General features: G+C 74.2%; 8 protein-coding genes. 4 read left to right on the forward strand and 4 right to left on the reverse strand.

The genetic code is table 11. From position 1 onward, the window contains the following. Positions 1-62: 62 nt before the first annotated feature. Positions 63-1031: a DUF5937 family protein gene (locus ACZ3YO_RS01715; RefSeq protein WP_465563436.1), complete on the reverse strand. Its 969-nt coding sequence runs from the start codon at positions 1029-1031 to the stop codon at positions 63-65. 73 nt (positions 1032-1104) lie between these two features. Between ACZ3YO_RS01715 and ACZ3YO_RS01720 the strand changes: the two genes are divergently transcribed. The 3 genes from ACZ3YO_RS01720 to ACZ3YO_RS01730 all read left to right on the forward strand — a co-directional run bounded on the left by ACZ3YO_RS01720 (position 1105) and on the right by ACZ3YO_RS01730 (position 4863). Next, positions 1105-2379, forward strand: coding sequence for an MFS transporter (locus ACZ3YO_RS01720; protein WP_465563438.1), 1275 nt, complete (start codon positions 1105-1107; stop codon positions 2377-2379). 79 nt (positions 2380-2458) lie between these two features. Then, positions 2459-3325, forward strand: a complete 867-nt coding sequence (locus tag ACZ3YO_RS01725) for a helix-turn-helix domain-containing protein (RefSeq protein ID WP_465545794.1) — start codon at positions 2459-2461, stop codon at positions 3323-3325. Between the two features lie 80 nt (positions 3326-3405). Beyond that, positions 3406-4863, forward strand: a complete 1458-nt coding sequence (locus ACZ3YO_RS01730) for an aldehyde dehydrogenase family protein (RefSeq protein ID WP_465563442.1) — start codon at positions 3406-3408, stop codon at positions 4861-4863. 193 nt (positions 4864-5056) lie between these two features. On the opposite strand, the gene ACZ3YO_RS01735 is transcribed toward ACZ3YO_RS01730, so the two are convergent. Together ACZ3YO_RS01735 and ACZ3YO_RS01740 are read right to left on the reverse strand one after the other, a co-directional pair. After that, on the reverse strand, positions 5057-6886 hold the full coding sequence (locus ACZ3YO_RS01735) for a bifunctional metallophosphatase/5'-nucleotidase (RefSeq protein ID WP_465563444.1): 1830 nt from the start codon (positions 6884-6886) through the stop codon (positions 5057-5059). A 541-nt stretch (positions 6887-7427) separates the two neighbouring features. Continuing rightward, entirely contained in the window at positions 7428-8126 is a 699-nt protein-coding gene (locus ACZ3YO_RS01740; RefSeq protein WP_465564152.1) for a helix-turn-helix transcriptional regulator, read from the reverse strand. A gap of 1066 nt (positions 8127-9192) precedes the next feature. Between ACZ3YO_RS01740 and ACZ3YO_RS01745 the strand changes: the two genes are divergently transcribed. Beyond that, the gene (locus ACZ3YO_RS01745) at positions 9193-12330 is read left to right on the forward strand and encodes a helix-turn-helix transcriptional regulator (protein WP_465563446.1); all 3138 of its coding nucleotides are present in this window, start codon (positions 9193-9195) and stop codon (positions 12328-12330) included. A 63-nt stretch (positions 12331-12393) separates the two neighbouring features. On the opposite strand, the gene ACZ3YO_RS01750 is transcribed toward ACZ3YO_RS01745, so the two are convergent. Next, complete coding sequence (locus ACZ3YO_RS01750) at positions 12394-12966, reverse strand: hypothetical protein (RefSeq protein WP_465563449.1); 573 nt, start codon at positions 12964-12966, stop codon at positions 12394-12396. Positions 12967-12983 lie beyond the last annotated feature (17 nt).

Here is a 12983-nt window from a genome sequence, read left to right on the forward strand (position 1 = left end):
GCTCTTGGCGTCCGGTGTCTCTTCGCGTCCGGGACCGGCCGTCCGGGACCGGCTGTGCGGGGTCACTGGCGCAACAGGAGTTCGGCCGCCTCGGTACGGGCGTACAGCACCGTACGGCCGGTGCGGTGGCGGGCGGTCAGGCCCGCCCCGGTCAGCGCGGTCAGGTGGTGCGAGACGTTGGCGGCGGACAGGCCGGTGCGGGCGGCGAGTTCGGTGGTCGAGGCCGGCGGGTCGAGCTCGGCGAGCAGGCGGGCGCGGGTACGGCCGATCACGTTGGCCAGGCCGTCCGGCACGGCGGCCCCGGACGTCTCCCACAGCGTGGCCACCCCGCGCGGCGGGTAGACCAGGCCCGGCTGCCACGGCGGGTTCAGCTGGGAGTAGACGCCCGGCCAGGCGAAGACGGTGGGGGCGAGGACCAGGCCGCGCTCACCGTCCAGCCGCCGCTGCACGTCCACCAGGCGGTGGGCGATCCGCAGGGTGTCACGCTCCCAGCTCACCTGGGGGTGCAGGTCCGCGAAGAGCGCGGCCGGCCCGCCCGCCGACATCTGGCGGGCCCGCCGCAGGATCTCGCCCTCGGTGAGCCGCTGGATGCGCGGCCAGTGCGGGGCGATCGCGGCCGTCCAGTACGCCTGGACCTCGGCCGCCAGCCTGGCCAGCCCCGCCTCCGGGTCGGCCCACAACTCGGCGACCAGCGGAGGGAGTTCTCCGTCGAGCCGGGCGAGGTCGCGGCGGACCACCGCCGGGTCGGCGGCGGCCAGCTCGGCCACCGCCTGCTCGATGGTGAGCGTGGAGTGCACCGGTACCGGGGTCAGGAAGTCGGGCACGTACACCGTGGGCAGCCGGACCAGCTGGGAGAGCAGCTCCCAGCGGACGCCGGCCAACCGCTGCCGGGCCTGCCGCACCCAGGGCAGGTGGACGCCGTGCCGGCCCGGCTCCTTCAGCACCTCCACGCTGGTGACGACCTCCGACAGCGGCGAGGCGGCGAAGCGCGTCCGGGCGAGGTCCTGGGCCGAGAACTCCCAGACGAGCATGGCGGCCTCCGTCGAGGATTCGATCAGAATGGAATCTCTGTGCAGAGGTGATCATGCCCGGGAAGCTCGTGCCATGACCACCGCCACGCTCCCCCCGCTCCGGGACCGGCTCGGCCTCCCGGAGACCGCCGGCCGCCACCGCCTGATCGGCGCCCACCTCGTGGACAGCCTCGGCACCGGGCTGATCCTCGCCTTCACACTCGTCTACTTCGCCCGCACCACCACCCTCACCCTGGCCGCCATCGGCGCCGCCGTCACCACGGCCCGGCTGCTGGCCCTGCCCACCGCGATCGCCGTCGGCCCGCTGATCGACCGGTACGGTGCCCGGGCGGTGGCGGCCTGCGGCAACGCGCTCTCCGCGCTCGCCTACGGCGGCTTCCTGCTCGCCGGGCAGGCCTGGCAGATCGTGCTGGTCTGCCTGCTCACCCAGATCGGGCACGTCGCCTACTGGACCTCCAGTACCGGCCTGGTGGTGCTGGCCTCCGCCGAGGGCGAGCGGACCCGCTGGTTCGCGCTGGTGCAGACGCTGCGCAACACCGGGATGGGGCTGGGCGGGGCGCTCGGCGCCGTCCTGGTGGCCGACGACGGGACGGGCGGGCTGCGGGCACTGGTGGTGCTCAACGCGGCCAGCTACGCGGTGGCGGCGGCCCTGCTGGGCTCCTGGCGCCCGGCCGCGGCGACGCCCGCCCCCGCGGAGCCCGCCGCGCCGCCCGCGAAGGCGCCGTCCGTGACGGCGGAGCCCGTGGCGGCGGAACGGGAGCGCGGCGGCTACCGGGCGGTGCTGCGGGACCGGCGGTACCTGCTGCTGGTCGTCGTCCACCTGGCCTTCGTCTTCGGCTCGATGATCATCAGCATGCTGCTCGCCGTCTACCTCACCGAGGGCCTGCACCGCGACGCCTGGCTGGCCGGCTCGCTGCTCGTCCTCAACGGCGTCCAGGTGGTGCTCACCCAGAACGCGGTGGCCCGCCGGCTCGAACGGTTCCGCCCCACCCGGGTGGTCGCCGCCGGCGCCCTGCTCAACGCGCTCTCCTTCGGCCTGTTCGCGCTCCTGGCCGCCGCCCCCGGCTGGATCGTCACCGCCGGCCTGTTCGCGGCGATGGCGGTCTTCAACCTCGCCGAGACCGTCGCCACCCCCTACGCGGAGGAGCTCAGCGTCTCGCTCGCCGACCCCGCCCGCCGCGGCCGCTACCTCGCCGTCTACCAGCTCTCCTGGAACCTCGGCCAGGCCGTCGCCCCGGTCCTGCTCACCCTCCTCCTCGGCCGCGGCGCCGCCTGGCCGTGGCTGTTCCTGCTGGTGCTGAGCCTGGCCGCGGTGCCCGGACTGCTGCGCCTGGAACGCCTCCGCTGACGGACTGTTGTTTGTCGGTGCCAAGTGGCAGACTGCGCCCGACGGCCGGGGGGCTGCGCGAGGTGCGGAGGTTGACGGGATGAGCATGACTCAGGCAGGCGGGGGTGCCACGGTACGGCGCCTGCTGCTGGGCTCCCAGCTGCGAAGGCTGCGAGAGGCCAGGGGCGTCAGCCGGGAGGAGGCCGGCTACTCGATCCGCGCCTCGGAGTCGAAGATCAGCCGCATGGAGCTCGGCCGGGTCGGTTTCAAGGAGCGCGACGTCGCCGACCTGCTCACCCTGTACGGAGTCGAGGCCGAGCAGGAACGGGCCTCCGTCCTCGGCCTCGTCCGCGACGCCAACGCGACGTCCTGGTGGCACGCGTACGGCGACGTGCTGCCCGGCTGGTTCCAGACCTACCTCGGGCTGGAGGAGGCCGCCTCCGACATCCGCAGCTACGAGGTCCAGTTCGTCCACGGGCTGCTGCAGACCGCCGACTACGCGCGGGCCGTGATCACGCACGGCGGCCACGTCACCGAGCCGGGCGAGGTCGAGCGGCGGGTCGAGGTCCGGCTGAGGCGCCAGCAGGTCCTCACCGCCGGACGGCCGCCGCGGCTGCTCGCCGTCCTGGACGAGGCCGCGCTGCGCCGCCCCTGGGGCGGGCCGGAGCTGATGCGGGCCCAGATCGACCGGCTGCTGGAGCTGACCGACCTGCCCAACGTGGTGCTCCAGGTGATGCCCCTGGGGTTTGGAGGGCTGCGGGCGGAGGGCGGCGCCTTCTCGGTGCTCGGCTTCGCCGAGCCGGAGCTCGCGGACGTCGTCTACCTGGAGCAGTTCACCACCGCGCTGTACCTGGACAAGCCCGCCGAGGTGGCCGAGTACGCGGGCGCGATGGACGGCCTGGCGGCGGACGGACTCTCCCCCGAGCGGACACGGGAACTTCTTCGCTCCGTACGCCAAGAGCTTTGAAGCATAAGTACGATGAGGCCCGATCAGATCTGATCGGGGAAGGCCCGCGCGTCTTCCCGCATCGGCACGAGAGGGACCAGATGTCGTACCTTTCCGAGTTGGCGCTGCAGTACATCGACGGCGAGTGGCGGGCCGGCAGCGGCTCCTGGGACATCGTCGACGTCGACCCCTACACCGGCGACAAGCTCGCCGGCATCACCGTCGCCACCGTCGGGGAGGTCGACCAGGCCTACCGGGCCGCCGAGCGGGCGCAGAAGGAGTGGGCCGCCACCAACCCCTACGCCCGCCGGCTGGTCTTCGAGCGCGCACTGCGCATCGTCGAGGAGCGCGAGCAGGAGATCGCCGAGGCGATCGCGGCCGAGCTGGGCGGCACCGCGCTCAAGGCCGGGTTCGAACTCGCCCTCACCAAGGACATGCTGCGCGAGTCGATGCAGCTCTCCCTGCGCGCCGAGGGGCGGCTGCTGCCCTCGCCGGTGGAGGGCAAGGAGAACCGCCTCTACCGCCTGCCGGTCGGCGTGGTCGGTGTGATCAGCCCGTTCAACTTCCCGCTGTTCCTGTCGATGAAGGCGGTCGCCCCGGCGCTGGCGCTCGGCAACGGCGTCGTGCTCAAGCCGCACCAGGAGACCCCGGTCGTCGGCGGCACCCTCATCGCCAAGATCTTCGAGGAGGCGGGCCTGCCGGCCGGCCTGCTCAACGTGGTCGTCACCGACATCGCCGAGATCGGCGACGCCTTCATCGAGCACCCGGTGCCCAAGGTGATCTCCTTCACCGGCTCCGACAGGGTCGGCCGGCACGTCGCCACCGTCGCCGCCTCGCACTTCAAGCGGACCGTGCTCGAACTCGGCGGCAACAGCGCGCTGATCGTCCTCGACGACGCCGACGTCGACTACGCCGTGGACGCCGCCGTGTTCAGCCGCTTCGCCCACCAGGGCCAGGTCTGCATGGCCGCCAACCGGGTGCTGGTCGACCGTGGCGTGGCCGACGAGTTCACCGAGAAGTTCGTCGCCAGGGTCGCCGCCCTGCGCGTCGGCGACCCCAGGGACCCGGCCACCCAGATCGGCCCGCTGATCAACCCCGTCCAGGCCGACGCCCTCACCACCCAGGTCGACCAGGCGATCGCCGCCGGCGCCACCGCCCTGCTGCGCGGCGGGACCGACGGCAGCCTGATGGACCCGGTCGTCCTCGCCGGCCTGCCGGCCGGCGCGCCCATCCTCCAGCGCGAACTCTTCGGCCCCGTCGTCCTGGTGGTGCCCTTCGACGGCGAGGACGAGGCCGTCCGGCTCGCCAACGACACCCCCTTCGGCCTCAGCGGCGCCGTCCACACCGCCGACGTCGAGCGCGGCGTGCGGGTGGCGCAGCGGATCGAGACCGGCATGATCCACGTCAACGACGGCACCATAGCCGACGAGCCCGTCGTGCCCTTCGGCGGCGAGAAGAACTCCGGCGTGGGCCGGCTCAACGGCGACTCCACCGTGGACGCCTTCACCACCGTGAAGTGGATCTCCATCCAGCACGGGCGCAGCCGCTTCCCGCTCTGACCCGGAGGCGCGGGGCCTTCCAGCCGGCCGGCGGGGTGAGGCTCTGCGCGTAGGCCACCAGCCGGGCATGCCGTTCGGGGGCGCGGAACTCGCTCATGCCGCCATCCTCTCACCGCACGGGCAGACCCCGGGTGTGCGGCAGCCCCGGACCGTCCGAGGCGGTCCGGGGCTGCCGCAGTACGGCTCAGGGGGTTCAGAACACCGGCTGGCCGGCGCGCACCAGGCGCCAGGACTCGGTGGCGAAGTCGGCCGGGTCGATGACGCCCTTGGCCTTCACCCAGGCGATCATCGCGTTGCGGATCTCGTCCGAGTTGGCCCACACCTTCTGGGCGGCCGCGACGTGCGGGAAGTTGCCGCCGCCGTTGGCACGGTAGTTGTTGACGGCCAGCACGAACTGGGCGGCGAGGTCGATCGGCTTGCCCTCGAAGGTGAGGTTGACGATGCGGGAGCCGGCCGGCTGGGCGATGTCGATGTCGTAGCCCAGGCCGTACACCGAGTCGTAGTTGTAGTCCGGGGTGTTCTGGGCGTTGGTCAGGGTGGCCTTGTCGACCGGGGCACCCGGGGCGAGCTGGTTGTAGTACCTCGCCGAGAACTCCAGGTAGTCCTTGATCTGGGCGCCCGTCAGGATGCGGGCCTCCAGGGTGTTCTCGTAGATGTACAGGCCGGCCGCGTCGCGCAGCTTGACCTGGCCCGCCGGGATCCGCGCGGTGCGGTTGAACGGCGCGGCCTGGGCGAGCACCGGCAGCTTGGCGTACTGGCCGCCGGCCAGCGCCGCCTTGACCACGTCGGCCTGGACGCGGCCGATCAGGTCGATGATCGGGACGTCCTTGAACGGCGCGTCGGCGATCGACAGCTCGATCTTCGCGGTGCCGATCACCTGGTTGACGTACGCGACCACCTTCTTGTGCTGGTCGGTCATCAGGTTGACGATCTCCGGGTCCTCCGGGACGGTGTTGGAGTTCAGCACCCGGGCGGAGAGCGAGGAGACCTTCCAGGCGCCCTTGTCGAACTCCACCTCGAAGTCGAAGCAGGTCAGGCGCTGGCCCCAGCAGAGCGGCTCGGACAGCACGACCGTCCTGCCGGTCTCCTTGTTGACGACCAGGCGCTGCGGGATCTCCTTGTGGGCGTGGCCCACCAGCACCGCGTCGATACCGGGCACCTGCTCGGCCAGCGCGACCGAGGCGTTCTCCGGCCAGGGCAGCTGGTCGCCGTAGGAAGTGGCCTCGTCCATGCCGGAGTGGCAGGCCACCACGACGACGTCGGCGCCGGCGGCCTTCACCTTCGGCACCCAGATCTTCGCGGTCTCGACGATGCCCGGGAAGGTCATCTTGCCGGCGACGTTGGCCTTGTCCCAGATCGCGATGCCCGGGTTGGTCAGGCCGAGGATGCCGACCTTCAGGGCCGGCCCGTTGCCCAGCTTCAGCTTGCGGATGACGTACGGCGGGAAGGCCGGCCGGTCGTTCTTGGCGTTCAGCGCGTTGGCGCCGAGCAGCGGGAAGTCCAGCTGCTCCTCGTAGGCGCGCAGGGTGTCGATGCCGTAGTTGAACTCGTGGTTGCCGAGCGCCGCGGCGGTGTACTCCATGGTGTTCATGGCGAGCGCCATCGGGTGCTCGGGCGCGGTGTCGGCGTCGGTGGCGATCGGCTCGACGCGCGCGAAGTAGTAGGTCAGCTGGGTGCCCTGGATGGTGTCACCGGCGTCGATCAGCAGACAGCGGTCCCAGCCCTTCTCCTCGCGGACCTGCTTGGCCAGCGTGGAGATCTTGGCGAGGCCGACCTCGTTGTGCGCCTTGTCCGCGTACACCGCGTCGGTGAAGTAGTCCCAGTTCAGCACCCGGCCGTGCAGGTCGGTGGTGCCCATGACGGTGAAGGCCTGCTTCTTGGCCGGCTTGCCCTTGGCGAGGGCGTCGTCCGGGCCGGCCGCCGCGGCGGGGGAGGCGGCGGCGAGCGTGGCGCCACCGGCGAGGGCGGCGCCGGCGGCGGTGGCGGCGGACCGGGTGACGAAGTCACGGCGGTTCAGGGGCATGGACGACTCTCCCGGGTGGGACTGCGGACGGACCGTCAATAGTCTGGTGACGCGCGTAGAGGTACGCGCGTAGAAGTTTGCCGCGCGGCCTCGAGGATTGATAGCCCCGGGACGTTTCCAGCAGGTGAGATCTTGGCGACTCGTTCGTGACGAGGCCGGGCGGGTGCTGCGTGGTACGGCCGTACCCGGAAGGCACTGCCGGCCGTACCGGGAAGGCGCTGCCAGCCGTACCCGGAAGGCACTGCCGGCCGTACCGGGAGGAGGCTGCCGGCGGTACCGGGAACGGGCGCCCGGCGGCACCCGGGAGGCACGCCCGGCCGTACCCCGGAGCGAGCCTCGCCCTACCGCGGAGCGCGCCCTGCCGACCCGGGAAGCCCGGCCGGGAGATCCGTCCGAGAGCGGCGCCCGGAAGTGGGGCGGGAAGTGTGCGCCCGGAAGAGCCCCGCCTGGAAGAGCCCCGCCCGGAAAACACGCCACCCGCCGCGCCGTGCGGGCACGGCGGGCGGGTGGAATGGCTGCCCGGAACGATCAGACAAACGCCCTAGATGTAGCCCTCGCGCACCGCGTGGGCGACCGCGTGCGCCCGGTTGCGCAGCTGCAGACGGGTGGTCAGGCCGTGCAGTACGTTCTTGACGGTGCGCTCGGAGTACGACAACCGGGCCGCGATCTCCCCGGTGTCCCAACCCTCGGCGACCAGCCGCAGCACATCCGACTCCCGCTCGGACAGCCCCGCCGGCGCATGCCCCGGCATCCCCTGGACGCTCCGCTGCAACCGGCCCACCTGGCTGATCAGCCGGCCCAGCAGGTCGGCCGGAAGGTCCCCGTCGCCGCGCGCCGCGGCGAGCACCGCCCGCCCCAGCCGCTCGGCGGTCGCCTCCCGCCGCCAGAGGATCGCGGCCACCCCGCACTCCACCGCCTCCAGCAGCTCGGCCTCGCGCATCCGCTCGACGACCAGCACCACCTTCTGGTCGGCGCCGCGCACCAGCCGGCGCAGCGTCGCCACCACGGCGGCGTCCGCCGTCTCGGCGAGCAGCACGGTGACGGCGCCGGGCGCCGTCGCGTCGTCCGCCGCCAGCTCCAGGCCCGGGTGGCGGCGCAGCTGCGCCTCCGCACCGGCCCGCGAGATCGGGTCCGCGGCCCGTACCACCACGCCGGTCCGGACGCCGCCGCCCGGGGAGGCGGCGCCCGCGGGGGCGTGGCGTGCGGGCGCGGGCCGCTGGGCCGGGACGGTGCGCGGCATCGTCGTGGCAGGCACCCGTCGGGCCGTGCCGCGGTGGTCGGGCTCGGTGTGCAGGACAGTCAATCTGGCCCCCTCCTGGAGAATCCCGGCCCGCCACACGGACGGCCGGTATGCGTCGCCCCGGGGGCGTTGCAAGAACTCGACCGGACGGGGGGCCGTGCGGTGACGCGTCCCGGGGCAGCGGTGCCCCCGGCTACCCGGAGCGGCTGCCCCCGGTTGCTCCCATGCTTTCCCGCCACGGGCGGCCGCGGCCATCGTGGTCCACCACGAGATCGGGCCCGCCCGGCGGTCTCGGCACAGCCGGGCAGGGCAGCCCACAGGCGCAGCAGGGGCCGCCCCGGCGGCGGCCCGGAGGTAGGCTGCGGAGCGGCACCGGACGGCGGGTTGTACGGACAAGTAGAGGACGCGCGGGGCCCGCGGGTGGGGGTGCGGTACCCGCCCGGGCGGGGTGCGACGAGAATCACATCACTAGCCCAGGCGCTGACAAGCAGTCAATCCGTTTCCCTGGATGACGGCCAAGAGTGCCCGACCGGCCATGCCGGAGGGGGCACCACGGGGAGGGGAAGCAGTTGACTTCCTCCCCCGCGTGAAACGCGGGGGAGTCCCCTCGGTCTCGCGGCTGAGCCGCGGCGCCTGGCGCTGCGGTGGGACTACTTCCTGCTTCACCGACGACTGCCCGCCCGGAGTGCTCCGTTGAGGTCTTACACCGTCTCCACAGCCTGCGACCCCCGCCGGTCCGGCGGCCAGGACGTTGCGGGCCGCGCGCACGCCCCGGCCGGCGGTCGAAAGCGCCACCGGCGACGCGACGCCGGCCCGGACGGAAGCGGTACGTGAATGCCCGCTTCACAGGAGTGGCCACGGCTCACAGACACCTCGGCAATCCTCGGCGCTTCCGGGGCATCCGATGGCATTCGATGACGTACAGCGGTCCGCCGTGACGGCGAAACGACGATCCGTGACCTACCCCGCAGGAGTTTCACCTCCTCCCTCCGCCGAAGCCTGCGGTATCCACGAAAGGACCCCGATGAGCACCGTCCGGATCCGCCGACCGCAACAGGCCCCCCGCATGCCCCTCACGGCCCGCGACCCCCAGCTGGACCGGATCGCCGCCCTCGCCGACCGCGCCCGGGCCGGCACCGGAGGCGTCCTGCTGCTCACCGGCGCGGCCGGCACCGGTCGCAGCACCCTGCTCGCCGAGGCCGCCCGGCGCGCGGCCGCCGACGGCACCACCGTGCTGTGGGCCCGCTGCGCGGCCGACGAGGCCGGCACCCCCTACGCCGCCGCCCGCCAGCTGTTCGAGACCGGCCCCGAGGCCGGCCCTGTCCGCGCCGAACGGACCGAACGCCTTGAACGGGCCGAACGCCTTGCCCGTGCCGACCGCTCCGACCCGTCGCCACGGGCAACACGGGCAGCACAGGTCGGACGCGCCCACGGGACCCACCGGCCCGAAGAGCCCGCCGCCGCCGACCTCTGGGCCCTGCTGCGCCTGTACGCCGCCCACAGCCCCGTCCTGCTCGCCGTCGACGACATCCACCACGCCGACCGCCCCTCCCACGACTGGCTGCTCCAGGTCGCCCGCCGGATCGACCGCCTCCCCGTCCTCCTGCTCGCCACCGAACGCCGCCAGTCCGTCCTCGGCACCCCGCCCACCCGCTTCGGCCGCGACCTGCCCCCCGGCCTGACCGAGACCACCCCACTCGGCCCGCTCGACACCCCCGCCGCCACCCGGCTCACCGAATACCACCTCGGCCCCGCCACCCCCACCACCCTCACCACCGACTGCCTCCGCGCCACCGGCGGCAACCCCCTGCTGCTCACCGCCCTCCTCACCGACCTGCACCGCCACCCCGAACGGCCCACCCCGCCGGCCCTCCCCGGCACCTGCGCCCGGCTCCCCGGCGACGCCTTCCCCGAAGCCGTCGAGGCCTGGCTGCGCGGCGGCGGCGAGCGCGCCCTCACCGCCGCCCGCGTCATCGCCCGGATGCAGGAACACCCCGCCGCCCGCACCGCACCACTGCCCGGCACCGGCCACAGCGACCCCACACCCATGCTCGCCGAACTCGCCGACGCCGACCCCGACCAGCTCGCCGGCTGGCTCGCCGACCTCACCACCCAGGGCCTGCTCGACAACCCCGGCCCCGGCCACTGGCCCCGCTTCACCCACCCACTCCTGGCCGACGCCGTCCTCACCGGACACGAACCCGGCCACCGCGCCCACGTCCACCGCGCCGCCGCCGCCTTCCTGCACCGCGCCGGCGCCCCCGACGAACGTGTCGCCGGCCACCTGCTCCTCACCCCCGCCCCCGGCCCCCGCTGGGCCGCCGACACGCTCCGCTGCGCCGCCCGCAATGCCGCCGACGCCGACCGCCCCACCGACGCCGTCACCCTGCTGCGCCGCGTCCTCGCCGAACCGCTCGGCGACCGCCGGCGCGGCCTGGTCCTCACCGAACTCGGCAGCCTGGAGGTGACCCTCGGCCCGGACGAGCGCACCGCCGGCGTCCGCCACCTCGCCGAGGCCGTCCACCTCCAGCAGTCCGACGAAGGCGTCTTCCGCACCGCCAACACGCTCGGCGCCGTCCTCGCCGCCCGCGGCGACACCCCCGCCGCGCTGGAGGTGATGGAGGAGCTGGCCGAGCGCTTCGCCGACCGCGACGACCTCGTCCACGCCGTACAGGCCGCCGCCGCCCTGATCGCCGCACACGACGGGAAGAGCTGGCTCCAGGTCGTCGAGGGCGTCCGGCGGTTCGCCGCCCGCAGCACCCAGCTGCCCGCGCCGCCCGCGTACGCGCTGCTCACCGAGTTCGACTCGACCAGCGGAGTGCTGACCGCCACCGAGGTCGCCGGACGGATCCAGGAACTGCTCGACGCCCCGGTCGACCCGCTCTGCCGCTCCTACGTGCTGGTCTCCGCGGCCACCCTGGCCCAGTGGGCCGACCTGCTCCCCGAGGCCGACCGACTGGTGGAACACGGCCTCACCGCGTACCGCGGGCCCTCGCTGGACCCGGGCTACCAGTGCCTGCTGAGCGTCCGGGCCGAGGCACGGGTCATGCGGGGGGAGTACCAGGCACTTCTGGACGACCTCGCCCTCACCGGGCCGGCGCCGGCCGCGGACCCGCGCCCGGGAGTGCGCGAGCACGGCGGTGCCGGCGACCGGACGCCGCAGATCAGGCAGGAACAGCCCGAGCGGCCCGAACAGCCCGAGCGGCAGGAGCGGTCGGTCTGGTCCTGGTGGTGCGGCACACCACCGGAGAACGGGCCCGCCACCGGCCCCGTCGGCCACGGACCGGACCGGCACGGACGGGACGGACGCGACGGAGCCGCCGGCGCCGAGGCCGCCCGCGCGCGCTACGCCGGACTGCTCGGCCAGCAGAACGCCCACCTGGTCGCCCAGGCCGTCCTCGCCCTCACCGAGACCGGCCGCTACTGGCAGGCCCACGGCCTGGCCCGCGCCATCGCCGCCGACCGCGTCCAGGGCTCCTGGGAGTGGAACGAGTACCTGTACGCCCGCGGCATGCTCCATCTCGCCACCGGCGAGCCCGCCGCGGCCCTCGCCGACCTGATGGAATGCGGACGCCGGCAGGACGAACGGCAGGTCCTGAGCCCCATCGTCACCCCCTGGCGCTCCGCCGCCGCCGACTGCCACACCCTGCTCGGCGAACCCGGCCCCGCCGTCGCCCTCGCCGAGGAGGAGCTGCGGCTCGCCCGCATCTGGGGCACCCCGCGCACCATCGGCCGCGCCCTGCGCGCCCTCGCCGCCGCCACCGGCGGCCGGCACGGGCTCGACCTCGCCGCCGAGTCCGTCGAACTCCTGCGCGGCGCCGGGATCGAGACCGAACTGATCCCCGCACTGATCACCTACGGCCGGCTGCTCGCCGACGGCGGCCGGCGCGGCGCCGGCCGCCGGGCCCTGCGCGAAGCCGTCGTCCGCGCCGAACAGCTCGGCGCCGTCCGGCTGAGGGCGGTCGCCGTGGAGTCGCTACGCGTCTCCGGCGCCCGGCTCGGCCGGGGCGAGCACGCCGGGGCCGAGGCACTCACCGACAGCGAGCTGCGGATCTGCCGTCTGGCGGCCGCCGGGAACTCCAACGCGGAGATCGCCGCGATGCTGCACCTGGCGGTGCGGACGGTGGAGACGCACCTGACCAACAGCTTCCGCAAGCTGGGCGTGCGGCGGCGGGCCGAGCTGGCGCGGGTGCTGGAGGGCTGAGACGGGCCAGTCCCAGCCCGCTCAGCCGGCCCGATCAGCCGACCCGGTCAGCCGGTCAGCCGGTCAGCCGGTCAGGCCCGCCGCCATCAGCTCGACCTCGTGGGCGAGCTCGGCCCCCGGATCGCCCGCCCCCGCCCGCCACCGCTCCCACGTCCGCGCCCGCAGATAACCGTCCACCGCCACCGGCAGCCGCCCGCCGACGACCAACTCGGTGGACGGCCGCGGCCCGAGCTCAGCCAGCCGGTCCAGCAGCCCCTCCAGCAGCGCGTCCAGCTTCGCCCGGTCCTGCGGTCGCGCCACGCCCCGCAGGTAGACCCGCAGCTCGTCCAGCTCCGGCCAGGGCCGTGGGGACTGCGAGGGCTGCGGCCCGACCGGGCCACCCGTCCCGCCCTGCCCACCGATCCCGCCCTGCCCACCGATCCCACCCGGCGTGCCCGTGCCGTCCCGTCCGCCCTGCCCGCCCGGCGTGCCCGTGCCACCCTGCCCACCCGGCCAGAGCAGCACCCCCGCGCCGTACAACGCGGCCACGATCCCCGGCCACCAGGCACCGCCCAGCCCCGCGAAGTGCAACCCCAACCCACCCGCACCGGCCGCGCAACCGACCAGGTTCCGGGTCGACTCCAGATACCCCAGCACCCGACGCCCGCCCGAAC

Source organism: Kitasatospora sp. NPDC022785 (assembly GCF_055561295.1).

Bases quoted from the DNA above. Each gene is read 5' to 3' on its own strand.
- ACZ3YO_RS01715 (WP_465563436.1), bottom strand. From the start codon at position 1,031: ATGCTCGTCTGGGAGTTCTCGGCCCAGGACCTCGCCCGGACGCGCTTC.
- ACZ3YO_RS01720 (WP_465563438.1), top strand. From the start codon at position 1,105: ATGACCACCGCCACGCTCCCCCCGCTCCGGGACCGGCTCGGCCTCCCG.
- ACZ3YO_RS01725 (WP_465545794.1), top strand. From the start codon at position 2,459: ATGAGCATGACTCAGGCAGGCGGGGGTGCCACGGTACGGCGCCTGCTG.
- ACZ3YO_RS01730 (WP_465563442.1), top strand. From the start codon at position 3,406: ATGTCGTACCTTTCCGAGTTGGCGCTGCAGTACATCGACGGCGAGTGG.
- ACZ3YO_RS01735 (WP_465563444.1), bottom strand. From the start codon at position 6,886: ATGCCCCTGAACCGCCGTGACTTCGTCACCCGGTCCGCCGCCACCGCC.
- ACZ3YO_RS01740 (WP_465564152.1), bottom strand. From the start codon at position 8,126: ATGCCGCGCACCGTCCCGGCCCAGCGGCCCGCGCCCGCACGCCACGCC.
- ACZ3YO_RS01745 (WP_465563446.1), top strand. From the start codon at position 9,193: ATGCCCCTCACGGCCCGCGACCCCCAGCTGGACCGGATCGCCGCCCTC.